The following is a 26,614-nucleotide window of genomic DNA, read 5'->3' as shown; positions in this document are numbered from 1 at the left end:
ACGAATCGAGCATTTACTTGCAGTTAGATCCTCCCACCTAACTTCCTAATTTTTTCCTCTAGCATGGAAGTGGAGGTCTTACTGCAAGTTACATGCGGGATAAAGGAATCATTCCACTAAAACAGGGGTATGCTGACGTCTGGGCAGCAAGCCCTGTTTTTAGTCGGCCTTCCTCTTAGTGACGAACCGTTGATGACTTATCGTAGGGCGATTTCGTGAAGTCACATCGTTGCTGGGCGGATAGAGCCGGACGTGACTAGTCAGTTATTTCGCTATCCATAAGCACATCATTTTATACTTTCTTATCTTGAAAAAAGAGGCTGGCTATTTCCAGCCTCTTTTTATAGAAAAGATAGAAAAAAGATTGGGTTTATTTCTTTATAGTTACTGAAGTTAAAACTTTTAGCTTATTTCAATCATGTTGTAGTAACGGTTATACAACAAGCTGCCTTCTATTTTGTGATGAAGTAATGGATAGTGCATAAACGATAGTCACATTACCATTTCTTGTAAATTTTTTATAATGATTCTTCAAATTTCTTTAATTCATCACGTGTTTTGGGAACTTCTATATCACCATTGGCAATTTTTTCTTTCCATTCCTCTACTTTTTCCTTAATTTCTTCGGTATAAGCATCCTCGTTTGTTGGGGCAAGGAAAACCCCGTCATCTTCTAAGCCGAATTCCAAAATTTCACCACCTGGGAATTTACCTTCAATGCCCAGATTACTTACTTTTTCAACAGATAAATCAACGCGTTTTACCATGGATGTAAACGTCACATTATGTTCGCCAATTTTTCCTTCATCATGCTGATCCCGGTCGACACCAATGACCCAAATTTCTTTTTCAGGTGCATTTTTTTTCAAATCTTTTGCTTGAGCAAACACGCCATTACCTGCTGCTCCTGCTGCATGATAAATAATGTCTGTACCATCCTTATACATCCGTGTAGCAATTAGCTTAGCATCCGCTGCTGAACTAAAATCACCTACGTATTGAATATCTACTTTAATATCAGGTTTGACAGATTTTGCACCTGCCACAAACCCGGCTTCAAACTTGGTAATTAGATCGGAATCAACTCCACCAACAAAGCCAAGCTTGTCGGTTTTCGTTTTCATCGCTGCTGCAATTCCTGCTAAAAAAGATCCTTCATGTTCAGAAAAAGTGAGGCTCGCCACATTCGGTGCTTCAACAACAGTATCAACAATCGCATAATTAGTATCTGGATTTTGTTTAGCAACTTTTGTTATGGCGTCTTGAAGTAAATATCCAACACCAAAAATTAAATCATAACCATCTTTTGTTAAACGTGTAAGGTTAGGTAAATAATCGGACTCATTATCTGACTGTGCGTAATCAAAACCTTTTCCCTTAGATAGGCCTTGTTCTTTACCCCACGCTTGCAATCCTTCCCAAGCGGATTGGTTAAACGATTTGTCATCTACTCCGCCCTCATCTGTAACTAAGGCAGCGGAATAATCTTTTGATTTGTCGTCGCCACCTGCTTCTCCGCTTTTATCATTATTTGATTTATTAGTCTCTGAGCTACCGCAGGCTACTAATATGAAACCCAAGCTAAGAACGAAAGCTAACAATAAAACATGCTTTGACTTTTCCAAACGAATAACCCCCTTTAAATAATTTGACTACTTTCATGCAAATCCGAACATCAAAATCCAATTTCCGCTTCATCACCTCCTAAAACAACAGCTAAGGTAAGCGATTTCATTTTATTGCTAACCATGTTTTACGTGCGCTTTCGTAAAACATGGAAACGAAACATGTCGGAACGAAAATAGTTAGCTGAGTATAAAACCGCTTCATCCTCACCTGTATAGTGCATTTGCTTTAATAATAAAAGCGGTTGATCAGGGCGACAATTTAAAATAGTATAAATTCGTTCATGATACCCAAGTGGCTCAATGTAAGTCACTGCATATGCTACACGTTTATTCGCATAATCCTCCATTAACTTAAAAAAAGAGTCTGCCTGACGTACACGATCAATAGGAATGACATCTTCCGGAATTTTATCAATACAAAAAACAACAGGTTCCCCATCGGCGGTCCGAACGCGTTCAATCTTCACTAATTTATCTACCGCTCTTGGCGCAAACTTGCTTTTATCTTTATCAGAGGCTTCTTGAATATCTGTAAACAAGTATTTTGTACCAGCTTTTTTTCCTGATTGTTCGATCATGTATGTAACACTTGTAAGCTGTTCAATTCCTGATGAAAAAACAGGTTTGGGATTTACAAATGTACCAACACCATGTCTTCTAGTAACAATATTATCTTCCTCTAAAATGCGAAGTGCTTCACGTAATGTTGCTCGAGAGACTCCTAGCAGCTTTGCAAGCTGGAATTCAGAGGGAAGCTTTTCGTTCTCTTTATATACTCCATTTTCAATATCTTTTTTTATCTGATCAATTACTTGTAAGTATAAATGTCTCGAATCACTCTTAATCGACAAAATTATCCCTCCAACTCCCTTTTGTTACAAACAGTAATCTGACCTCTGACGTATAACAGCTTATTATCCTTATCATAGCATGGATAGATACATAAATAAATAGCTAGCGCACAAATTTCGAAATACGTTCTTCTATTTTGATAATAATCGACATAACTTTAACAAAAGTACTATTTCGCAACCAATTAAAAACAGCAAAAAGCCAGTTTTAATTTGCTAGCTTTTTGCTGCTCATTTTAATGATTGTATCTTCTAATTGATGGAATGAGATTGTTCGTCTGTCTGCTGACTAACTAACACTTTACGAGGTTTACTTCCTTCATATGGTCCAACAATTCCTCGTAATTCCATTGCGTCTATTAATCTAGCTGCGCGTGTATAACCAATTCGGAACCGACGTTGCAGCATGGATACGCTGGCAGTTTGCATCTCCGTAATTAATTGTACCGCATCATCATATAATTCATCATCCACTTCATCTAACATTTCACTAGGCTCTTCAGGTATCATTTCTTCCTGATAGGAGGCCTTTTGCTGTTCAATACAATGATTTACTACACGTTCTACCTCTTCATCAGATAGAAAAGCTCCTTGCACACGAACAGGTTTCGATGCTCCTACTGGTAAAAACAGCATATCTCCTCGTCCCAGAAGTTTCTCAGCACCCCCGCTATCAAGAATGGTTCGTGAATCGGTAGTGGACGATACACTAAAGGCGATCCGTGAAGGAATATTGGCTTTGATGACCCCAGTAATAACATCAACTGACGGCCGCTGGGTAGCAATAATTAAATGAATTCCTGCTGCCCGCGCCATTTGTGCTAATCTTGTAATCGCATCTTCAACATCTGCAGAAGCAACCATCATCAAGTCGGCAAGTTCATCTACTAACACAACAATATACGGGAGATTAGGTTGTTTATCATCTGTACGCTTATTATATTTGCGAATATATTCATTATACCCTTCAATATTTCTTGTACCTGTGTCGGAAAATAAATCGTATCGCCTCTCCATTTCTGCTACAACCTTTTGTAATGCGCGAGAAGCTTTTTTCGGATCTGTTACGACAGGTGCTAACAGATGTGGAATACCGTTATAGACATTTAGTTCTACTTTTTTCGGATCGATCATCATCATCTTTACTTCATGTGGTTTCGCCCGCATTAATATTGTCGTAATAATACTGTTTACACAAACACTTTTCCCGCTTCCGGTTGCTCCGGCAATCAGCAAATGCGGCATCCTATTTAATTCAGCAACGATCGCTTCTCCAGAAATATCTCTGCCAAGAGCAAACAATAACTTCGAGCCCTGTTTATTAACAATACTATCTAATACTTCTCGTAATGACACCATTGCGATCTCTTGATTTGGTACCTCAATACCTACGGCAGATTTTCCTGGAATCGGTGCTTCGATCCGTAAATCTCTAGCTGCTAAGGCTAAAGCAAGATCGTCATGCAAGCTTACTATTTTACTAACTTTCACACCGGTACCGGGATATACTTCATACTTCGTTACAGCTGGTCCAACATGAACTTTTGTCACCCGTGCTTTTACACCAAAACTTGTAAATGTTTTTTCTAATTTTCGGACTGTCTCCTGAATCTTTGATTTCTCCTGTAACTGTGAATTATGTGCAGGTTCTGCCAGTAACTGCATGGATGGAAGCACATATTCATAGTTTTCCACCTCGGTCATCGGCATATTTTCTAATTCTTCATCATCAGACCGCTTCGATTGCGGTTCTATGTTGGATATTTCATGCTCGTGTTCCGCTGGTCGTTCATGATTCATTGTATGATCTGTAAAGTCCTGAATTACCGGCTCAGCAACTGGATGTTCCTCTATAACTTCCTCGTTTTCCTTAACATTACCTTGATTTATTTGGACTTCTCGCTGTTTCGTTTGTTTCTTTTTCAGTGAGGTCTTCATAATCTTTAAAGAGCTTGAAATCCGTTGCAGCAGTTTAGAAAAAATATCACCCACCGATAAATCCGTGACAAAAACGATGCCAATCATTATCGAGAAAACAGCAACAATTTTAGCTCCAATTAATGAAAACAAATAGTAGGCTAAGGTTAATAATAATGCTCCGACCATCCCACCGCCTAAATATTCTGATGGAAGCTGTTTATCCAAATATAAGGAATAATTCTCCCATGTGGATCCAATAATGGATATTTTATTCTCGCCAGCTATTACTTGATCAAACATTTGGATATGCGTTAAGAGCAATACACCACAAACAATAATATAAAAACCAATAAGTCGTTTCGTCATAAAATAAGGTACTTTTCGTTTAACAACCAGAATTATCCCTGTGATAAGTAAGAGAACAGATGCTATAAAATACCAAATTCCTAAAAAGAAGCGAAATAAATGTTCTAAACCTCCTGGTATAACACCATCACTTATAGCACTCGCGCCGCTTCCGAATATCCCCAAAAAAATAAGCAACAGCCCGAGTAACTCTAGTTTTAACTGTTTTTTTAGTTTTGTATTGCGCTTCTTTTTCTTTCTTGCCATACTTTCACCTCAATCATCTTGGCAACTTTATCCCGTATCTAAGGTGCCTTAAGTCTCCCACTTCAAGAGTATGTCTAAGTGGGAGATAACAGCTCTTCAATTCCCCACTCGTTTGGGCCGACAGGACAGAAAAGCTGCTTAAATAAACATCGCGATTTTTCAAGGACAAGAAGGACTACGCCAGGATACTTCGCGGTTTTTTAAGAACAAGGAAAGCTTCGTCAGCGACACATCGCCTTTTGTTCAAGGACTAGAGAGACTGCTTAATAGGCAACGCACACAGAAAAAGTATTTTTTAAGGACGCCTGCGAACTTAACCTTGTTCTACTCTTTTGAGCAGAAAAACACTCCTTGACGATACTACAAGAAACAGCAAATCAATAGTTTTTTACCAAACATTTTATGTATCGCGCACAATGAACTGCCCCTGTTAAAAACAGCTTACAGCATAATTCTAGTATATCACATAGACATGGTAATTGACTTGCTTTACATAAGTAAAGTTGTCGTAGCTACAGCTAGAATAACTACTAGAATATCGTTTCACTTTGTCTTTCTTTAAAGTGCGTGTTTAAATAGAGAATAAAAGGATCAAGGTCAACTAAGGTGTAGACACTAGCATGTCCTGTACGCCGAAGTTTGATTGCGGTGTAGTTTCGAGTAGCGAGTACCGGCCTTTTGAACATCTTTTTATTAGCTGAACGTTAAAATAGAGTGGAAGCCGCTTCATAAGATGCAACTCCTCCACTCTATTAGTTAAGGGGATAGTATTAATGGTTATCGTCTTTAGAGATAATCGTCCCTGGTGAAAATTGCTGATTTAAAAAATCCTGTGGATCTGTAGATAACAACTGAAGGATTTCATAGGTTCCATCTGTTTTTTTTTCACAATACATCGATTTTCCATTGTAGGATACAACTTGACGATTTCCGAAACCTTGATCAGTCGGAAATATATCTTCATTCGCAAGTGGAGTATATAAAATCATCATTGAATCACCTGCTCTTGTTGCATTCCATTATCCTTAATCATTTCATTCACTTTTTTCATCGCCTCTTTCACACCGCCTACTCCATCGATCAAACCATATTCTACTGCAGCTTTTCCGACCACATTTGTCCCAATATCACGTGTTAAGTTTCCTTTGGCAAACATAAGGTCTTTAAATTTTTTCTCCGAAATATGGGAATGATTAACTACAAAATCAACTACCCGGTTTTGCATTTCATCCAAATATTCAAATGTTTGTGGAACACCAATTACTAACCCTGTTAAGCGAATAGGATGTATGGTCATCGTTGCTGTTGGCGCAATAAAGGAGTAATCGGCAGCTACAGCAATTGGTACACCAATAGAATGCCCTCCTCCAAGTACGATAGAGACCGTTGGCTTCGAAATAGATGCGATCATTTCTGATAACGCTAAACCTGCTTCTACATCACCACCAACTGTATTTAGTAAAATAACCAGTCCCTCTATTTTGGGATTTTGTTCAATGGCAATTAATTGGGGCAATAAATGCTCATATTTGGTCGTTTTATTTTGTGGAGGTAACTGAATATGACCTTCTACTTGCCCAATAATGGATAATACATGAATATTTGAATCTGGTACCTGTGGTACATTTGTTTGCCCCAGCTGTTGGATTTTTTGCACTAACGCAGAAGGATTATTCTCTTGACCTTGCTCCTCTTGCTTCTCTGGCTCATTATTATTCATTTACGTACACTCTCCTCATAAGATATTCTTTTCTTAGTATGGACGTAAATAAATATAGCCATGCAAATAAAGTGAAACTTCATTTCTTGGAATGTCTTTCCCAAGAAATGTTAGTAGAACGAATCGGGCATTTAGGTGCCGTTAACTACCGCTTAGACCCCCTTTGTATCACCCAAGATCTTGATGTCTACGGCACCTTACATGCGGGATAAAGTGAAACTTCATTTCTTGGAATGCCTTTCCCAAGAAATGTTAGTAGAACGAATCGGGCATTTAGGTGCCGTTAACTACCGCTTAGACCCCCTTTGTATCACCCAAGATCTTGATGTCTACGGCACCTTACATGCGGGACAAATAGAAGAAAACTTGGATAACGACAAGCTTGTAATAAAAAAAGTTACCTCATTCATATATGTACACTTAAAATTATTTAACTCGCTAAGTTTCAATCTTTATTAGAGCGCAAAAAAAGAAAATACCGGCTTTACTTACCGATATTTTCAATGATTACAGTTAATTCATCTCGCTCCTCCGGTGTTAAATCTAAAAGTGGTAAACGTAATCCTCCGACATCCATTCCTTTTATGCGTAAGGCTGCTTTTACAGGAGAGGGTGAAGGAGCTTTGAACAATCCTTTCATTACAGGTAAGAGCTTACGATGGAATTGAGCTGCTTGTTGTGTCTTCCCATCATAAAACAGGTTTACCATTTGCTTCATTTCATTTCCTATTATATGAGAGGCAACAGACACAACACCGGTACCGCCAATTGATAAAATAGGCAAAGTCATACTGTCATCGCCACTATAAACGGAAAAATCATCATCTGTACGTTCAACGATCTCTGCAATTTGATCAAGGTCTCCACTCGCCTCTTTAATGGAAACAATATTACCGATTTTGCTTAATGCGATCGTTGTTTCAGCAGTTATATTTACGATCGATCTGCCGGGGATATTGTAAAGCATTACTGGACGAGTCGTTTCCTCTGCAATCACCTTAAAATGTTCATATAAACTGCGTTGATTTGGCTTATTATAATAAGGTGTAACGAGCATAATTGCATCAACATCACAACGTTCTGCTTCTTTCGTTAAAGCAATAGAAGTTTTTGTATTATTGCCCCCTGTTCCCGCTATCACAGGAACTCGCTTATCCACTGTTTTTACGACATGACGAAAGAGACTAATCTTTTCCTCAGCTGTTAAGGTTGGTGACTCTCCTGTTGTACCTGCAACAACTAAACCATCTGTTCCGTTATTCAACAAATGCTCAATGAGTACGTTAGTTTGGTCATAATCAATGTTGCCCTTATGATCAAATGGTGTAACCATTGCGGTTAAAACTCGACCAAAATTCATTCCTTATCACCTTTTTTCTATTCTCTGTTCTTTAAAAATTCTACACATGACTTAAATCAAATGCTTCGTGTAATGCATTTACAGCCATTTTTAAGTCTTTTTCATGCACTAGAACCCAAATCGTCGTATGACTGTCTGCGGATTGAAGAATTTGTACATTTGCATCAGTTAGTGCTTGCACGATTTTAGCGGCAACACCAGGAACTCCAGTCATTCCTGCACCTACCGCTGAAACTTTAGCACAATTTTCGGTGATTTCTGGGTGAAATCCTAGTGTTTCTAATATGTGTACGGCCTTTTCTGTATAAATATCCGGAACAGTATAGATCACTTCGGTTGGTGAGATAGTAATAAAATCAACCGATATTCCTGCCTCTGCCATTGCCTTAAACACATCTGATTGTATACCAAACTCTGCTTCTTTTGTTTGTACCCGAATTTGCGTAATGGAGTCTATATGTGCTATTCCTGTAATTAAACGATCTGTTATATCCATCCCTTCTACACGGGAAGAAGTAACAAGTGTTCCTGCATCCTTCGAATATGTTGACCTTACACGCATCGGAATTTTTCCTTGCATGGCAATTTCTACGGCGCGCGGATGAATCACCTTAGCTCCTTGATATGCTAAATTACAAATTTCCGAATACGTAACTACATCTAGAGGTCTCGCCGTTTCCACAACGCGCGGGTCGGCGGTCATAATCCCATTTACATCGGTAAATATTTCGATACGTTCAGCTGCTAAAGCGACCCCTAAGGCTGCTGCTGTTGTATCACTGCCACCTCTGCCAATCGTTGTTATATCACCAGCTTCTGTTACCCCTTGAAACCCCGCAACAACTACCACATCATGGGTTTCTAATTCTTTTAAAATTCGTTCTGGTTTTACTTCTTTGATTTTTGCTTGAGTGAAATCATCCGTCGTAATAAAACCAGCATGTGCGCCAGTTAAAGCTGTCGCAGTAATATGATGCTTTTGTAATTCATTGGACAAAACAACCGATGAAATAATTTCACCGCAGGACATAAGCATATCCAATTCTCGTGGCGTATTTTTATTCGCCGGAAAGCCAACAAGTCCAAGCAGTGTATCAGTTGCATAGGGGTCTGGTTTTCGCCCTAAAGCAGAAACGACAACTACTAATTTATATTCTTTTACTAATGCATCTTTAATATGTTTAATAACATGTTCTCGATTTTTTTCGGACTGAACAGAAGTACCGCCGAATTTTTGAACGAGTATTTCCATACGTACACCTCTATCGTTGCAACCAATTGTTTTGAATTAATTCTTGAGCGATTTGAACTGTATTCCAAGCTGCGCCTTTTAATAAATTATCCGATACAATCCATAAATGGAAACCGTTGTTATAATCTAAATCTTTTCGAACTCTACCGACAAATACTTCTTCCTTTCCAGCGGCAGTTAATGGTGTAGGGTATAGCTGTTCCGAAGGGTTATCTTGCAAAACAAGACCGTCAGCTCCCTCCAATTGTTTCCATACATCTTCCACTGTAACATTTTCCTTTTCTACTTCAATATAAACACTTTCCGCATGAGAAGTGAAAAATGGAAGCCTTACACAAGTTGCTGCTACAGGCAACTCAGAAGCGTGCATGATTTTTTTGGTCTCATTAATCATTTTCATTTCCTCAAACGTATAGCCATTATCTTGAAATACATCAATTTGCGGCAGCGCATTAAATGCAATCGGAAAATGCTTTTTATCTCCTTTAACTGGAAGAAGCTCTGCATGAAGCTCTTTCCCTGATAGATGGTCCTGAGATTGCTTCGTTAACTCATCACATGCTTCATTACCAGCCCCGGACACAGCTTGATAGGTAGAAACAATGATGCGTTTTAAGCCGAAAGCGTCTTTAAGCGGCTTTAAAGCAGCTACCATTTGGGTCGTTGAACAGTTCGGATTGGCAATAATTCCTTGATGCTGCTTTAAGTCAGCTTTGTTTACTTCAGGAACGACCAATGGAACAGAATCATCCATCCGATAGGCGCTTGTATTATCAATAACTACTGCTCCACGCTTTACTGCCTCTGGAGCTAATTTTTTGGATACGGAACCTCCAGCTGAAAATAGAGCAATATCCACTCCGGTAAAACTCTCTGGAACTGCTTCCTCAACAATGACTTCCTGTTGCTTAAACTTTTTCTTCGTACCTGCTGATCGCTTTGAAGACAACAACTTTAATTGATCTATTGGAAAATCTTTTTCTTCTAATAACTCGATTATTTTTTGCCCAACTGCACCTGTTGCTCCAACGACAGCTACATTATAAGCTGATTTTTGTGACATTACCGATTGCTCCCTTCAAAAAACAAGTTTATTAGACTTCTAGCTTATAATTTTACCATAGTTTAGCCTTCGTGAGGAACAATAACAGGCTGAAGTTGTTTAAAATTTAATGCCGATTCTACAGTTTCTGGTAATAACTCCATTTTAGCTACAAGTGAGTTTGGCTTGTTATACGGATCGTCTTGACCAAATGGAATAAAATAAATGAATTTACTAGCCATCAGCCTCATTACGTTTACCCCATTTAAGCCAAGTGCATCATTTGTTGAGATGCCCACTACAACTGGGCGTTGATTCCGCATCGTTGCTTTTGCCGCCATTAATACAGGAGAGTCAGTCAAAGCATTCGCGAGCTTACTTAAAGAATTTCCAGTTAATGGTGCAACAACCATACAATCTAATGGCATTTTTGGTCCTAATGGCTCTGCTTCAGGCATCGTCGTGATAATTTCTTTTCCTGTTATGGCTTTAATTTTATCCAGATGATCTTGAGCATCTCCGAATTTCGTGTCAGTTGTTCGTACAGTATAAGTTACTACTGGAACCACTTCTGCTCCAAGCACCATTAAACGCTCCATTTGTGGAAAAACCTGATCATACGTACAATGAGATCCCGTCAAACCAAAACCAATTCGTTTACCTACTAAACTCATTTTATTACCCTCCTATTGATATATTTAAAAGTTATCTTTTATCAAATAGCAGTTAATTGTTGTTTAATAACATCTGCCAATATTTTTCCAGCTGTTTTAGGTGCTACAATCCCCGGAAGACTTTTAGCCAATATTGCTTTAATTCCACGCTGCTTCGCATATTGGAAATCTGTTCCTCCCGGTCGAGAAGCTAGATCAATAATGACGGCATGTGAGGGGAGATGTTTTAACTCTTCCTTTCCAATGACTTGTGCAGGAATCGTATTGATTAAAAGATCACAATTTTCCATATGCTGTGCTAACTGCTGTAGCGGTACGGCAGTTAACCCCATTTCAGTAATTCGAGCTAAATCCTTCACTTTAGTTGCACTAACTGACACTTTTGCGCCCAATGCAGCGAATTTATTTGCTACGGTATTTCCTACTCGACCAAATCCAACCACCATAACATGTGAAGAATGAATCGTGAAATCAGTATGTTCGATTGCCATCATAATCGTACCTTCTGCAGTTGGTATCGAGTTATATATCGCAACATCATCTCTATCTAATAATGGAACTAGTTTAATATTTGCCTTCTTCGTCGCTTTTGTTAAATAATCATTTGTTATCCCAGTAAAAACAATCGTGGATTTGCGAAGCTTTTGAAACCAATCCATCGGAAGATAAATTGGTTTTTCGGAAAAAACCGGTTCGACACGCCCTTCCATGTCAGTTCCTGTAATTGGTAAAATAACAGCATCTAAATTCCTTGAATCAATTTCATGAATAGTAACTTGTTTTAAACCTGTAAACCCCTGCTCCAACTTATCGAAACCGACAAGTATAATCGTTATATCTGCTGATGCTTGAAGTTGTCTAATTAATTCCAAATAACGCGCATCTCCGCCAATAACTGCAATTGTTTGCTCCATACTTGTGAACACCCTCCAAACGTACCAATTTGAATCACACTTCTTTATAGCTTATGTGCTAATTACAAGATAGTGATTATGTTTTAAGAAAACTCAGCTAGTATTAATCATTTATACGACGATTGACATCGTTGTTTATGGAAGTAAGACAGGAACAATTATTTTATATGCTCTCTAAACATTAGAAAATCTTGGCTTGTCGCCAAGCGACCGGTTAGCAACGTACAAACTGGAGCACATCTGACGAGATAAAGTGAAACTTCATTCAAGGAGTTTTCTCCTTGAATGTTAAGTAAAGAATCGATGATTTAGGACCCGTTTATCTCATCATGTTCGCAACATCATTAGCACATTTTTGAAATGAGAAAAATACGGATCCTTATATCAGGGATAAAGTGAAACTTGGATTCAAGGGGTGCTTTTCTTCTTGAAACAATAGATCAAAGGCTAAGTTCGCAGGCGTCCTTGAAAAAGGTGATGTGTCGCTGACGAAGCTTTCCTTGTCCTTGAAAAACCGCGATGTATTGCTGCCGTAGCATTGAAAAATCGCGATGTTTATTCAAGCAGCTCCTCTGTCCTGTCGACTCAAACGAATGGGGCATTTAGGAGCTGCTTCTGTCATAAAAGTTCGTGAAATCTTAAGCGGATTTTTCAAAGGCAAGAAATACAGCTCCATCCATTCGGGATAAAGGAAACATGCCCTGCAGCAGGGGTATGCCGACGCCTGAGCGGCACCGGTTTTTAGTCGGTGTTCCTTTAGGTTCGAGCCGATGTTGACTTATCTTAGGGAGGAGATCGAAGTTTGCTAGACGCTCGAGCGCTTAAGCTTTACAACCCAATCTAGCTTTTCGTAAAAGTTATTCACTATGTATATACTTGTATAGACACGAAAAAAGCTAGTACCCAATAGGGAGGTACTAGCTAGCACTGCTATTTTATACCGTAATTGGATAGTCTTATTTCGTATCGATTATTATCATATCCTCGCCAATCTTTTTAATCGCACTCCAACGAATTTTTGTTTCTTCCGCTTCTTTTTTTAAACCAAACCATTTATAATTTGGAATAATAAATGATTCAATTTGTCCGGTCATTTCATTTATTTCTAAATCTGTTTGCCCCAATACTCCTAATCTTGAACCTTCATTTACATTGACAATCTCTTTTCGACTAATTTCCTTATAGCGCAAGTAAGCCTACCCCCCATTCTCTTTTTACTATGTATATGCAATTAAAAAAAACCTATGTTTCCATAGGTTCTACAAATAAGTTATAGGTTTGTTTGATCTCTTTAACCACTTATTTAGAGTCGGATGAAATTAATGCAATCGAAGGTGCTTGTTTAAATACTATGTCCATTACATGCTGTATGGATGAATGATTAACTGCATCAATAAGTTCTACCATTTCATCTAAACTAAGATGTTCTTTTAGAATTAATTCATTTTTTCCGTTTCTGCTCATCCGACTATTTGTACTTTCGGAGCTTAATAATAAACTCCCTTTTAGCTGTTCTTTACTATTTTCAAGTTCTCGATCGGTTAAACCATTAAATATAAAATCATCAATTGTTGTTTGAATCACATCAATTAATTTCTCTAATTGATCTTTGCCTGTTCCTGCATAAATCGTTAATAACCCACTATCCATAAATGAAGAATGATAGGAAAATACGGAATAAGCTAAGCCCTGTTTTTCCCTAACATCCTGAAACAGTCGAGAACTCATACTCCCACCAAGCACATTGTTCATAATAATCAAGCTATAAATATATTCATCATTTATGGGTAACCCATTATATCCTAAGCATAAATGAGCTTGTTCGGTGTCCTTATAACGCTCTATTCGTTTACTTAAAAATGTGGGTTCCGTAATAGTTCTAGGAGTAGAAGCATAATGATAGCTCCCAAAGTAATCTTCCACCATTTTTATAAAAGTAGCGTCTACATTTCCCGCTACCGATACGACAACATTCTCAGGATGATATCTAGTATGCATATACTTCCTTAATCTTTCTTTAGTAAATGCTTCTAAATGCTCTTCTGTCCCTAAAATAGGCAATCCAAGCGGATGTTTTCCATAAGCAGCTCTTGCTAATAAATCATGGACAAGGTCGTCAGGGGTATCCTCGTACATTTTAATTTCTTCGTAAACTACTTTTTTTTCCCTTTCCATTTCGACTTCATCAAAGGTAGAGTTAAAAAACATATCTGCTAATATTTCTAAAGCTGTTTCTTTATGTGTATCCACGACTTTTGCGTAAAAGCATGTATATTCTTTTGATGTAAATGCATTTACATGTCCACCAATAGCATCAAATTGCTCTGCAATATCCTGAGCAGAGCGTGTCTTTGTTCCTTTAAAAAACATATGCTCTAGAAAATGAGAAATGCCATTTTCTTCGTCTGTTTCATTACGAGAACCTGTTAGTACCCAAATTCCAATTGTCACGGATCGAACTGCGGGAATTCGTTCCAAAACAATCCGTAAACCATTTTTACATATATGTTTTTCTATCACTATAAATCCTCCTAATGTTATCAAAATAACATGATTATCTTTGGGTATCAACCAGCTTTTCAATCGTATTTATTTTAAATTTTTTATCTTTGATAGATGTAATCAATTGATCTAAACCACGCGCTGTTGCTTCTGTTGGGTGCATTAAGATAGTTGCACCCGGATGAAGCTTTTCATTTACCCGGTTAAGCATAACAGAAATAGAAGGATTCTTCCAATCAATCGTATCAACGGTCCAAAGGACTGTTTCCATGTTTAATTGATGACCAATTTGGACAACATGATCGTTGTAGCTACCGCTAGGAGGAGCAAACCACTTTGGGGTGGTTCCGATAATAGCTTTAATGATATCATTTGTTTGTACAATCTGTTCCATCATATTTTGATTGGATAACCTAGACATATCGGGATGATTATAAGCATGATTTCCGATCAAATGGCCTTGTTCGTGAATCATTTTTACTAATTCAGCATTATTTTTCGCCCATTTTCCTTCAATGAAAAAAGTTGCCTTTACATGATGCTTTTTTAAAATTGATAATAGTTCAGGAACATATGCTTCTCCCCATGAAACATTAATAAGAAATGCTACCATATTTTTTTCCGGATGCCCACGATATATTGGTGAAGGCGGCAAATCCTTTAAGCCTGTTTTCGGTGGAACTTCATCATAGACTAATAAAGTCTCTTTAAATACCCCTGCTTTTTTCATCTTTTCATAGGATTTATCTATATTAACGATTCGGCCATTACGACCCGGCGTTTTTTTCCATACCCGGTCAATATATGCATCTTGTGGTGCCTCTTCATACTGTTTTGCTTTTGTTTCAATCTCCTTATATAGTGAATCTTCTCTATTTATTGTTTCCATAATATTAGTCGTATCCATTGGTGTAATTACATTTCTATTTATATCAAACGTCAATACTACAAGTGTGATAAAAACGATAAAATGTATTAAATGCCGATAACGGTGCACACGTATCCCCCCCTCATTACTACATATATGATGAAAGAGGACAAGGTATGCTATCCATCATAGCGATTTTTATACTTAAAAAGGGAGTAAGTTAACCAATAGCGCAGACGGAAAAGCTATTATTTACTGGAAACCGCTTTTTTACAGAATAATCAATATGGAATTATAATCGTATATGTTTAATTTTATTAATTGGAATAAATGGGCGTATTCATCTTTATTCCAGTGCTTTTGCTTTTCATAAAGAATAAAAGCAAGTGCTCCGTTTAGCGATGTACAAACTAGAGAAGTTCTGTCGGAGAAAACATGCCCTGCAACAGAGGTATGCCGACGCCTGAGCGGCAGTCCGCTTTTAGTTGGCTTTCCTTAGGTTCGAACCGATGTTGACTCACCATAGGAAGAAGAGCGAAGTTTGCTAGCAGCATGATCGCTAAACTAGGCGATATTAATTTTCAAAAAAGTTATCTACAATATAGAAACGAATATACTTTCTTAGATAATAAAAAAGAAACTGGGATGCCAGCTTCTTGTTTTTTATGATTTTGGCTTTGATGCTTCTTTTCGTTCACGTTCTTCTTTTAATACTGCTTTTCTAGACAAATTTATCCTTCCATGTTGATCAATTTCTTTTACTTTTACTAGAATTTCGTCACCAATAGAAACAACGTCTTCTACTTTATTTGTTCTTTCCTCTGCTAATTCAGAAATATGAACAAGCCCATCTTTTCCTTTAAACAATTCAACAAAAGCACCGAATTTTTCAATCCGCTTTACTTTTCCAAGATACATTTGACCAACTTCTACTTCTCTTACTAAATCCTCAATAATGTGTTTCGCTTTTTCATTCATTTTTTCATCTGTTGAAGAGATAAAGATATTTCCATCTTGTTCAATATCGATTTTTACACCAGTTTCATCAATGATTTTATTGATTTGCTTTCCGCTAGGCCCAATAACATCACGAATCTTTTCTGGGTTAATTTGCATGGTTAAAATTTTTGGCGCATATTCCGAAAGCTCTTCTTTTGGTTTGGAGATTGTAGCGAGCATTGAATCAAGAATTTGCATACGACCTTTTTTGGCTTGATGCAGTGCTTCTTCTAGAATTTGTTTAGACAATCCATCAATTTTTATATCCATTTGTAATGCCGTTACACCTTTTGCGGTACCTGCCACTTTAAAATCCATATCACCTAGTGCATCTTCCATCCCTTGAATATCGGTAAGAATCGTATAATCTTCTCCCGATTTTACAAGACCCATGGCAATCCCGGCAACTGGTTCCTTAATTGGAACTCCTGCATCCATCATTGCAAGTGTGCTTGCGCAAATACTTGCTTGTGACGTGGAACCATTAGACTCCAAGACTTCTGATACAAGCCGAATGGTATATGGAAACTCTTTTTCAGAAGGAATTACTTTTTCTAATGCCCGTTCTCCTAATGCACCATGTCCAATTTCGCGTCGACCAGGTCCACGCATTGGGCCAGTTTCACCTACACTGTATGCTGGAAAATTGTAATGGTGCATAAATCGTTTAGATTCTTCTAAATCAAGTCCATCAAGAATTTGTACATCTCCTAATGCTCCGAGTGTACATACGCTTAAGGCTTGCGTTTGTCCACGTGTAAACAAACCAGATCCATGTGCTCTAGGTAATACATTAATTCGTGAAGAAAGTGGACGTATCTCATCGATTTTACGACCATCTGGACGAATTTTTTCTTTCGTAATTAATCTTCGTACTTCTTCTTTTACCATATTATCAAGTACTGCTTTTACTTGTTTAACTTCTTCTTCCTCTTCGTCGTACAATGCGAGCACTTCTTCTTTTACAGCTTCAATAGCTTCCTCACGTGCCAGCTTTTCTTTAACTTGAATTGCTTGAAGCAATTTTTCTTTTGCTTGTGCTTCTACTTTTTCTGCTAAGTCTTGATCAATTTCAAATAAAACGGGTTGTTGCTTCTCAACACCAGTCGCTCGAATAATTTCTTCTTGAAACTCAACTAAACGAATGATCTCCTTGTGCCCAAACATAATTGCCTCTAACATTACTTCCTCTGGAACTTCATTAGCGCCTGCTTCGACCATATTGATCGCATCTTTCGTTCCGGCTACAGTTAAATCAATATCACTTTGTTCTTCTTGTTCCACTGTTGGGTTAATGACAAATTCACCATTTACTCGTCCAACATGAACTCCTGCTATTGGCTCGGAAAATGGAATGTCTGAGATGCACAGAGCGATAGAAGAACCAATCATTGCTGCTATTTCTGAAGAACAATCCTGATCAACACTCATAACTGTACTGATCACTTGTACTTCATTTCGATACCCATCAGGAAATAAAGGACGAATAGGGCGATCGATTAAGCGTGAAGAAAGAATTGCTTTTTCACTAGGTCTTCCTTCTCGCTTGATAAATCCTCCTGGAATTTTTCCGACTGCATAGAGACGTTCCTCATAGTTAACCGTTAGCGGAAAAAAAGGAAGATCTTTAGGTTCATTAGACGCTGTTGCTACAGATAACACAACAGTATCTCCATAGTGAATCATACAAGCGCCATTTGCTTGCTTTGCTAATTCTCCGGTTTCAACAATAAATTTCTTTCCGGCGATTTGTGTAGAGAATTGATGTTTGTCTTCTGCCATTAGTTCAAGTACTCCTTTCAAAAACATTATACCTTATATTTTAGAATGAATAAGCATGATTGTAAATTTTATGTAGATAATAAAAGGATTTACTAATTTTAATATACATATACCCTATTTATACAACCATCCTACGTTTTCTATTATATACGTGGAAAATCTGTAAGAAAAGTATAGCCTGTTCTAGATAGACGAAGAAAGCAAAAAGCCTAAAATTAACCTTCTAGTTGCACTTATACGTAAAACTTAGAAAATTTGTTACAAATGCTTCCGTATGTGAAGTAAACTTAGCTTGTACCATCACTGTAATTGTATGTATTGTCTAATTGCTTTTCTTATCTCATAGGATACTCTTTACTCTCTTAACGTAGAACGAACAAAAGCTTAAGCACTCGTTTAAGCGGCTTACGAACGGAAGAACTTCTGACGAGTTAAAGAAAACATGCCTCTAAGACAGTAGTATGCCGACGCCTGAGCGGCAAGCCCACTTTTAGTCGGCCTTCCTTTAGATTCGAAGCAATGTTGACTTATCGTAGGAAGAAGGTCGAAGTTTGTTTACAGCTAGAGCACAAAAACTGGACGAACCTACTTTTGAAAAAGAAGACCACCATGTAGAAACGGATATAATTTCTTAGACTATAAAAAAGCAGGATTTCTCCTGCTTTTTTACTTATCTGCGTAGACCTAGCTTATTAATCAATTCACGATAACGAGTAACGTCTTTTTTACGAAGATAGTTCAATAAATTACGACGCTTACCTACCATTTTCAATAGTCCACGACGCGAATGGTGGTCTTTTTTGTGTACGCGTAAATGTTCATTTAGAGTATTGATTTCTTCCGTAAGTACAGCAATTTGCACCTCTGGAGAACCAGTATCCGTGTCATGAATTTTAAAATCATTGATGATTTCTTTCTTACGCTCTTGTGTAATAGCCATTCTGGCTCACCTCCTAATTTTACAATTTGACATCCCCACTCCCCTAGCAAACGCCGGAGTTACGTTTTGCCAAGCGGTGGTTCGACTTTTTTTATGTTACACTTCTTTTGCCAAAAATGCAAGTGCTGGAATTAAGTTTATCGAGAAAAAAACGTACGGATTTCTTTTTCATCTTTTTTTATTTGGTCAATTAACTCATTCTTCCCGGGAAATTTCTTTTCATTTCGAATAAATCTATGAAACTCAATTAATAGTTCTTCCCCATAAAGCTCATGATTATAGTCAAAAATATTTACTTCTAGAATCGGTTCATCCATTTCTGTTTCAAAGGTTGGATTAAATCCAAGACTTGCCATCCCTTCATACTTTTCTTGCTTATAAATCGCTTTCACCGCGTAAACACCAGGTCTCGGTAACAGTGCTTCAGGATTAGTATGGATATTAGCTGTTGGATAACCCAATTGCTTTCCACGCTGTGCACCCTTTATAACGATTCCATCAACAAGCAATGGTCTTCCAAGCAATTGATTTGCTTCTTCTATTTCTCCTATACGAAGCAATTGCCGAATTTTAGTAGAACTGATTTTTTCATTATTGCATTCTACTTTCTCTACTTTTGTATAAGTGAATGCCCCTCCTGCATGAGTAGCAATCGTATTCATATTTCCCTTCCCTTTATGTCCATAGGAAAAATCAAATCCAGCAACGAGATGCTTTATATGCAGACCCTTGATAAAATGATCAATAAACCCTTGGGCTGATAAAGCTGCTAGTTCAGTATTAAACGTAATAACATATAGTCTATCTACATCAAGCCGTTTTAAAATTTCCTGTTTTTCTCGCATTGGGGTAATATATTTAACATGCTTAACTGCTTTATTTAATACAACAGAAGGGTGTGGGTAGAATGTAATGACTGCGCTTTCCATGTTTCTTCGTTTTGCTTCTTTCACTGCAGTTTTAATAACGTGCTGATGACCTTTATGTATACCATCAAAAAACCCAATAGCGGTAACTGTTTCTGGTAAATCTTCCAGCATGAGAGTGTGCGGATATGTTAACTGAAATGTTCGCATCTTTTTTCACCTACACTTTCTTATCTACTAAATACACGGACTGGTTTGATATATTCTGGTTGATCAGGATGTATTTTATAAATTGCTACAGCTTCATTTTTATGCATCATTATAAAAGGATCCGTCTTCACGTTCATTATACGTGGTAGTTTTTGCCCGTGAAACACTTTTTTTGCTGTCTCTTGGTCAACAAAGTATTGATCCAAATGCGGTAATCCAGCTTGAATAGGATATAGTAGCTCTGTTTCTTGCTTACGCTTGACAGCCTCTTCTATTGTAGCAAATGTTACTGCATTTTTGTGGGAAAATGCACCTGTGGCTTCTCTGATTAGTAAAGACATATGGGACGGATATCCTAACTCTTTTCCAATATCAACGCATAGTGTACGTATATACGTTCCTTTTGAACAACTAACCCGAAAAGTTAACGCATGATTTGTTTGATCAGGCGGAGACAGCAATACTAGTTCATATATTTCCACACGACGTATTGGCCGTTCCACAGTTTCATTATTTCTTGCGTACTCGTATAACTTTTTTCCCTTTACTTTCACTGCAGAGTACATTGGGGGGATCTGTTCTATTTCTCCGGTAAACTTAGCAAATACGGTATTAATTTCATCTTCGGTTGGAACATTGCTTACCGCTTTCTGTGCAATAATCTCTCCTGATGCATCTTCTGTCGTTGTAGCTATCCCTAATTTCAACTCAGCTTTATAAACCTTTTTGGTATCTGTTAAAAATGGCACTATTTTCGTTGCTTTGCCAATACAAATCGGTAAAACACCTTCTGCATCTGGATCCAGCGTTCCTGTATGTCCAACTTTTTTTGTGCCAAATAATTTACGCACTTTGTATACACAATCATGGGATGTAAATCCTTTAGGCTTCCATAATGGTAAAATTCCATCCATATGTAAAAAACCTCCATTTTTTAATTAACAGATGAAGGAAAAATCTGACCTTACGATGAGGTCAGATTTTATCTACTGTAGCAAACCATTCACGTGAAATGGTCTGAACTGGCAAGTATAGATCCTTCAAAAAACAAAGAGGATTACTTCTTTAAGTCGCGAAGAATCGTTTCAATTCGATTGCCATACTCATATGCTTCATCAAATTCAAATGTTAACTCAGGTGTTTTGCGCAAACGGATTCGTTGCCCGATTTCTGAACGAATGAATCCTTTTGCTTTGGCTAAGCCAAGTAACGTATCTTTTTTTTGTTTTTCGTCACCTAATACCGAAATATACACCTTTGCCTGCTGCAAATCACCTGTAACTTCTACATCTGTTACTGTTACAAATCCAACTCTAGGATCTTTAATCTTCCGAGTTAAAATTTCTCCTAATTCTTTCTTCATTTGTTCACTTACTCGGTTAGCTCTTAATTGAGACATTTCTTTCACCTCATCATAGAACTCCTGCATTTAAAGGGAGTCGTAATTTAGATTCTTTCCACATTAGTAATGGTTCGTTCAAGTTCAGTATATGAATCAATCACATCCATTACGCCCTGAATCACTTGTTCAGCATGTACTTGCTCCGTTGAAATCGTAACGATACCAAGCTTTGTCCGTTGCCATAAATCATGATAGTCCAATTCCGTTACAGCTATATTAAAGTCTTTTTTTAATTTAGCTATAAGGCGCTTCAATACGGAGCGTTTTTGCTTTAACGACTGACCCTCATACAATATACATTCTACTTCGGCATAAAGGATCATTATCGTTTAATTTCCTCCATGACAAACGCCTCGATGATATCTCCTTCTTTAATATCATTAAAGTTTTTGACCGTAATTCCACATTCATAATTTTGCGCTACTTCTTTTACATCATCCTTAAAGCGTTTCAATGCTGCAATCTCGCCTTCAAATTGAACAACACCATTACGAATTAAACGTACACCGGAATTTCTGGTAATTTTCCCATCTGTTACATAACAACCAGCTATGGTACCAACTTTTGATACTTTAAATGTTTCTCTTACTTCTGCTTGACCGATGGTTTTTTCTTCATACTCCGGATCAAGCAAACCTTTCATTGCTGACTCAACTTCTTCTATTGCTTTATAAATAACGCGATGCAGTCTGACATCTACCTTTTCACGTTCTGCTGCTTTTTTTGCATTGACATCTGGACGCACATTAAAGCCGATAACTACCGCGTTGGAGGCAGCAGCTAAAATAACATCTGATTCGGTGATAGCACCTACACCGGAATGGATAATTTTAATATTGACGCCTTCTACTTCAATTTTTTGCAAGGAAGAAGCAAGTGCTTCGGCTGATCCTTGAACATCTGCTTTAATAATAATATTAATTTCTTTCATATCACCTTGTTTAATTTGTTCAAACAAATCGTCTAAACTAACTTTCGTTTGTTCACTGCGGTTTTCTTGGATTTGCTTTTGTTGTCTTGCTTCCCCAATTTGCCGAGCTTTTTTCTCATCTCTAAACACAAGGAATTGATCGCCAGCCTGCGGTACATCATTAAGCCCTGTTATTTCCACAGGAGTTGACGGTCCAGCTTCTGTTACACGTTGGCCAATATCATTAACCATTGCACGAACACGACCATACGTACTTCCAACAACGATCGAATCACTAACATGAAGCGTACCATTTTGCACAAGTAATGTAGCTACTGAACCTCTTCCTTTATCAAGTTCTGCCTCTATTACCGTACCAAAAGCAGGCTTGTTTGGATTTGCTTTTAATTCTTCAACTTCCGAGACAAGTATAATCATTTCTAATAATTCGTCAATACCTTCTCCTTTGATAGCAGAGATGTTTACAAAAATGGTATCCCCACCCCAATCTTCAGGGACTAGTCCATATTCTGTTAGTTCCTGCATGACTCTGTTCGGGTTAGCAGTTTCTTTATCAATTTTGTTAACCGCTACAATAATTGGTACTTCGGCAGCCTTTGCATGATTGATCGCTTCTACAGTTTGCGGCATCACTCCATCATCAGCAGCAACGACAAGTATTGCAACGTCCGTAACTTGCGCACCACGTGAGCGCATGCTAGTAAACGCAGCGTGACCTGGAGTATCTAGAAAAGTGATTTTCTTGCCATCATTTTCAACTTGGTAAGCACCTATATGTTGTGTAATACCACCAGCTTCTCCTGCTGTTACTTTTGTGTGACGGATAGAGTCCAGCAAAGTTGTTTTTCCATGATCGACATGCCCCATAATAGTAACAACGGCAGGCCTTTCAACCAAATCTTCCGGTTTATCCTCGGCGATATATTTATCTAAGTCTGTATCTTCAAGAATTACTTCTTTTTCAACTTCTACACCGAATTCTGCACAAATCAACTCAATAGCATCATCATCTAAGTCTTGATTTTTGGTAGCCATTACGCCAAGGAACATTAGCTTTTTTATAATCTCTGATGTATCCTTATTCAATTTATCAGCTAATTCACTTACCGTTAGCGTACCGTGATACTTAATTTCCTTTGGAGTTTCTTTCTTTTCTACCGGTTCTTTAGCTGCTATCTTATTATTTCCCTTCGTTTTCTTACCTTTCGCTGGCTTTCCTTGTTGCTTTTGATGTTTGTTATTCGATTTGTCCTGTTTATGTTGGCGTTTTTTTGATGTAGCTTGATTTGCTTTCGTTCGCTGGTTTGGATTTGATTTTGATTTAATTTCAGTTTTTGAAGCTGAATCATCGGTAGATTTTGCTTCTTGCTTCGTTTTTTTAAAATGTTCATCAAGCTTTGCTATCTCATTCTGTGCAATAGTTGACATATGATTTGTAACATCAACATTGTTTTCTTTTAAAAATGCTACTACTGCCTTACTTGAAATATTATTTTGTTTTGCATATTCATATACACGCATTTTACTCATACGTTCACCCCCGAATTTATTCCCCGAGTAACGACCTTAACTTAACAGCAAACCCTTCATCTAAAATCGCAATTGCTACTCTTTGGGTTTTCCCAATAGCTTTCGATAACGTTTCTCTATCGTCTACTATGGCATATGGTATTTCATAGGTTTTACATTTATCCGTTAGTTTTTTTTTCGTTTGTGGACCAATGTCGCTAGCTAATAAGATTAATTTTGCGCGATTGGTACGAATATCTTTAATAATGGCCTCTTCTCCAAGCGTGCATTTGCCAGCTCTAAAAGCAAGACCAAGTATATTCAGATAGTTATTTTTCATCATTTGCACCTGCTACCAGTTCTCTGATCTCTGTAAAAATGGCAGCATCAACGGTAGCATTTAAGTGTTTGTTTAACACATTCGTTTTTTCCGCTTGATCGATCACTGCTATATCTTTTGAGAGGTAAGCCCCTCTCCCATTTTTTTTACCAGTTGGATCCACAAACACTTCTCCCTCTTTATTACGAACTATACGGATTAAATCCTTTTTCGGTTTCATTTCGTTCGTCACGACACATCTACGAGTGGGAATTTTTCGCTTCTTTATCATGTGTCCTATCCTCCTTATTCAAACAAACTTTCTTCATTGTCAGAATAGGCTTCGTCAGTTTCGTCGAGCAATCCTTCTTCCTTCGCTTCAGACTCACTTTTTATGTCTATTTTCCAACCAGTCAGCTTAGCGGCAAGACGTGCGTTCTGTCCACGTTTTCCAATTGCAAGCGATAATTGATAATCAGGTACAATGACCTTTGTTGCTCTTTCTTCTTCATTCACCAATACCTTAATAACCTTTGAAGGGCTTAATGCGTTAGATACATAAATAGTTGGATCATCCGACCATTCCACGATATCAATTTTTTCACCTTTCAGTTCATTAACAATCGCTTGCACACGTTGCCCTTTTTGCCCAACGCAAGAGCCAACCGGGTCAATTTCTGGGTCTCTTGCATAAACAGAAATTTTTGAGCGATCTCCAGCTTCTCTGGCAACGGATTTTATTTCTACAATACCATCATATATCTCAGGAACTTCCATTTCAAATAGTCGCTTCAATAAACCTGGATGTGACCTTGAAATATAGATTTGCGGACCCTTACTTGTGTTTTCAACTTTTGTTACAAACACTTTAATACGATCGTGAATGTTGTATTCTTCCGTCGGCATCTGTTCCGATTCAGCCAGCTTTGCTTCTATTTTACCGAGGTTAACATACACAAAACGCGGATCTTTTCGCTGAATGATTCCTGTCATCACATCTTCTTCACGGTCAGCAAACTCCGAATAAATAACCCCCCGCTCCGCTTCCCTTACACGCTGTGTGACAACTTGTTTAGCAGCCTGAGCAGCGATTCGTCCAAAATTCTTAGGAGTTACTTCCACTTCAACGATATCATCAACTTCATAATTTGGGTTGATTTCTTTTGCTTCATCTATTGAAAGTTCTTGTTGTGTATCTTCTACTTCTTCTACGACTGTTTTTCTGGAAAAGACACGCATCTTACCTGTTTCTTCATTAAGCTCAACACGAACGTTTGTTGCTGATTTAAAATTTTTCTTGTATGCTGAAATCAACGCGGCTTCCAAGGCCTCCAATAGAATCTCCTTATCAATTCCTTTTTCTTTTGCTAAATTATCAATGGCATCGAACAACTGCGTACTCACTTTTTTCTCCCCCTTTTCAGAACTTTACAGCCAATCTGGCTTTGGCTATCTTATCAAATGGAATTTCTACTGTTTTTTTACGCGTTTTCACTCTATATTCGACTGTTAACACATCGTCTGAATAATTGATTAACTCACCATCATACGTTTTTTCACCATTGATCGGTTCGTATAATTTAACATGGATGTATTGATTAATACTATTAGCAATATCTCGTTTCGTTTTTAAAGGGCGCTCTACGCCTGGTGAAGAAACCTCTAGGAAATAAGCTTCAGAAATCGGATCGGCTTCATCCAACCGTTCACTTAATTGCTCTGATACTTCACCACATTCTGTGATATCCACGCCGCCATCTTTATCAATATAAACGCGGAGAAACCAGTTCTTTCCTTCTTTTACATATTCAATGTCTACTAATTCAAGGTTTTTTTGTTCTAAAATAGGGAGAACCAATTCTTCCGTTGTTTTAACTACTTTCGAGCTCAATGCTTATCCTCCTTTAAACTGTTTTAGTTACTAGTATAAACCATTTTCTCCTATTTCATTTCTGCAAGGAAAATTCCCGCCTATCGCTTTTTATGAAAAGCAAACTTTAAGAAGTTCCCCTAATGATTCGATTTAAAACCGGTTACCTTTTTACTGAGCTATCGCCTAACCAAAACTGTCAGATATACCATCGTTTTAATAATCAATCCATCTTTATCCCGCATGTAAGGTGCCGTAAGATTCCCACTTCAAGATCTTAGGTTGATACAAAGGGTCTAAGCGGTAGTTAACGGCACCTAAATGCCCGATTCATTCAGCTAACATTCAGTAGGAGAGGGAAGAAAACTCCTACTGAATGAAGTTTCACTTTATCCCGCATGTAAGGTGCCGTAAGATTCCCACTTCAAGATCTTGAGTTGATA

At 37.8% G+C, this 26,614-nt stretch carries 24 protein-coding genes; all 24 read right to left on the bottom strand.

Annotation, left to right across the window (positions count from 1 at the left end):
- Window positions 1-518: 518 nt before the first annotated feature.
- Window positions 519-1,625, bottom strand: coding sequence for a BMP family lipoprotein (locus JNUCC74_RS08730; RefSeq protein WP_454067693.1), 1,107 nt, complete (start codon window positions 1,623-1,625; stop codon window positions 519-521).
- 128 nt (window positions 1,626-1,753) lie between these two features.
- Window positions 1,754-2,479, bottom strand: a complete 726-nt coding sequence (locus JNUCC74_RS08725) for a GntR family transcriptional regulator (RefSeq protein ID WP_077320474.1) — start codon at window positions 2,477-2,479, stop codon at window positions 1,754-1,756.
- 252 nt (window positions 2,480-2,731) lie between these two features.
- Window positions 2,732-5,011, bottom strand: a complete 2,280-nt coding sequence (locus JNUCC74_RS08720; RefSeq protein ID WP_454067692.1) for a DNA translocase FtsK — start codon at window positions 5,009-5,011, stop codon at window positions 2,732-2,734.
- Window positions 5,012-5,781: 770 nt separating this feature from the next.
- Complete coding sequence (locus JNUCC74_RS08715) at window positions 5,782-6,003, bottom strand: YlzJ-like family protein (protein WP_454067691.1); 222 nt, start codon at window positions 6,001-6,003, stop codon at window positions 5,782-5,784.
- A complete protein-coding gene (locus JNUCC74_RS08710; protein WP_454067690.1) occupies window positions 6,000-6,731 on the bottom strand; it encodes a ClpP family protease in 732 nt (243 codons plus the stop codon). The genes JNUCC74_RS08715 and JNUCC74_RS08710 overlap by 4 nt, the downstream gene beginning before the upstream one ends.
- Window positions 6,732-7,215: 484 nt before the next feature.
- Complete coding sequence (gene dapA / locus JNUCC74_RS08705) at window positions 7,216-8,091, bottom strand: 4-hydroxy-tetrahydrodipicolinate synthase (protein ID WP_454067689.1); 876 nt, start codon at window positions 8,089-8,091, stop codon at window positions 7,216-7,218.
- A gap of 40 nt (window positions 8,092-8,131) precedes the next feature.
- Window positions 8,132-9,343, bottom strand: a complete 1,212-nt coding sequence (gene dapG, locus JNUCC74_RS08700) for an aspartate kinase (RefSeq protein ID WP_454067688.1) — start codon at window positions 9,341-9,343, stop codon at window positions 8,132-8,134.
- A gap of 10 nt (window positions 9,344-9,353) precedes the next feature.
- A complete protein-coding gene (gene asd / locus JNUCC74_RS08695) occupies window positions 9,354-10,406 on the bottom strand; it encodes an aspartate-semialdehyde dehydrogenase (protein WP_454067687.1) in 1,053 nt (350 codons plus the stop codon).
- A gap of 62 nt (window positions 10,407-10,468) precedes the next feature.
- Window positions 10,469-11,059, bottom strand: a complete 591-nt coding sequence (gene dpaB, locus JNUCC74_RS08690; RefSeq protein ID WP_077320467.1) for a dipicolinate synthase subunit B — start codon at window positions 11,057-11,059, stop codon at window positions 10,469-10,471.
- A 41-nt stretch (window positions 11,060-11,100) separates the two neighbouring features.
- The gene (gene dpaA / locus JNUCC74_RS08685) at window positions 11,101-11,973 is read right to left on the bottom strand and encodes a dipicolinic acid synthetase subunit A (protein ID WP_454067686.1); all 873 of its coding nucleotides are present in this window, start codon (window positions 11,971-11,973) and stop codon (window positions 11,101-11,103) included.
- A gap of 956 nt (window positions 11,974-12,929) precedes the next feature.
- Window positions 12,930-13,163: a YlmC/YmxH family sporulation protein gene (locus tag JNUCC74_RS08680; protein ID WP_077320465.1), complete on the bottom strand. Its 234-nt coding sequence runs from the start codon at window positions 13,161-13,163 to the stop codon at window positions 12,930-12,932.
- A 109-nt stretch (window positions 13,164-13,272) separates the two neighbouring features.
- Window positions 13,273-14,493, bottom strand: coding sequence for a M16 family metallopeptidase (locus tag JNUCC74_RS08675; protein ID WP_454067685.1), 1,221 nt, complete (start codon window positions 14,491-14,493; stop codon window positions 13,273-13,275).
- Window positions 14,494-14,527: 34 nt separating this feature from the next.
- On the bottom strand, window positions 14,528-15,472 hold the full coding sequence (locus JNUCC74_RS08670) for a polysaccharide deacetylase family protein (RefSeq protein WP_077320463.1): 945 nt from the start codon (window positions 15,470-15,472) through the stop codon (window positions 14,528-14,530).
- Between the two features lie 534 nt (window positions 15,473-16,006).
- Window positions 16,007-18,124, bottom strand: coding sequence for a polyribonucleotide nucleotidyltransferase (locus tag JNUCC74_RS08665; protein WP_077320462.1), 2,118 nt, complete (start codon window positions 18,122-18,124; stop codon window positions 16,007-16,009).
- A gap of 670 nt (window positions 18,125-18,794) precedes the next feature.
- Entirely contained in the window at window positions 18,795-19,064 is a 270-nt protein-coding gene (rpsO, locus tag JNUCC74_RS08660; protein ID WP_077320461.1) for a 30S ribosomal protein S15, read from the bottom strand.
- Between the two features lie 137 nt (window positions 19,065-19,201).
- Window positions 19,202-20,140, bottom strand: coding sequence for a riboflavin biosynthesis protein RibF (gene ribF, locus JNUCC74_RS08655; protein WP_454067684.1), 939 nt, complete (start codon window positions 20,138-20,140; stop codon window positions 19,202-19,204).
- 20 nt (window positions 20,141-20,160) lie between these two features.
- Complete coding sequence (gene truB / locus JNUCC74_RS08650) at window positions 20,161-21,054, bottom strand: tRNA pseudouridine(55) synthase TruB (RefSeq protein WP_454067683.1); 894 nt, start codon at window positions 21,052-21,054, stop codon at window positions 20,161-20,163.
- Between the two features lie 143 nt (window positions 21,055-21,197).
- The gene (gene rbfA / locus JNUCC74_RS08645) at window positions 21,198-21,539 is read right to left on the bottom strand and encodes a 30S ribosome-binding factor RbfA (protein ID WP_077321517.1); all 342 of its coding nucleotides are present in this window, start codon (window positions 21,537-21,539) and stop codon (window positions 21,198-21,200) included.
- Between the two features lie 47 nt (window positions 21,540-21,586).
- A complete protein-coding gene (locus tag JNUCC74_RS08640) occupies window positions 21,587-21,865 on the bottom strand; it encodes a DUF503 domain-containing protein (protein ID WP_077320458.1) in 279 nt (92 codons plus the stop codon).
- The gene (infB, locus tag JNUCC74_RS08635; protein WP_454067682.1) at window positions 21,865-24,003 is read right to left on the bottom strand and encodes a translation initiation factor IF-2; all 2,139 of its coding nucleotides are present in this window, start codon (window positions 24,001-24,003) and stop codon (window positions 21,865-21,867) included. The genes JNUCC74_RS08640 and infB overlap by 1 nt, the downstream gene beginning before the upstream one ends.
- A gap of 16 nt (window positions 24,004-24,019) precedes the next feature.
- A complete protein-coding gene (locus tag JNUCC74_RS08630) occupies window positions 24,020-24,322 on the bottom strand; it encodes a YlxQ family RNA-binding protein (RefSeq protein ID WP_454067681.1) in 303 nt (100 codons plus the stop codon).
- Entirely contained in the window at window positions 24,312-24,593 is a 282-nt protein-coding gene (rnpM, locus tag JNUCC74_RS08625; RefSeq protein WP_454067680.1) for an RNase P modulator RnpM, read from the bottom strand. The genes JNUCC74_RS08630 and rnpM overlap by 11 nt, the downstream gene beginning before the upstream one ends.
- Before the next feature lie 14 nt (window positions 24,594-24,607).
- Window positions 24,608-25,705 carry a transcription termination factor NusA gene (gene nusA, locus JNUCC74_RS08620; RefSeq protein WP_454067679.1) on the bottom strand — a complete coding sequence of 366 codons (1,098 nt, stop codon included), beginning with the start codon at window positions 25,703-25,705 and terminating at the stop codon, window positions 24,608-24,610.
- Between the two features lie 16 nt (window positions 25,706-25,721).
- Window positions 25,722-26,192, bottom strand: a complete 471-nt coding sequence (rimP, locus tag JNUCC74_RS08615; protein ID WP_454067678.1) for a ribosome maturation factor RimP — start codon at window positions 26,190-26,192, stop codon at window positions 25,722-25,724.
- Window positions 26,193-26,614: the final 422 nt, after the last annotated feature.

Source organism: Cerasibacillus sp. JNUCC 74, assembly GCF_053667775.1.
This window is presented reverse-complemented; position numbering and strand designations above follow the sequence as displayed.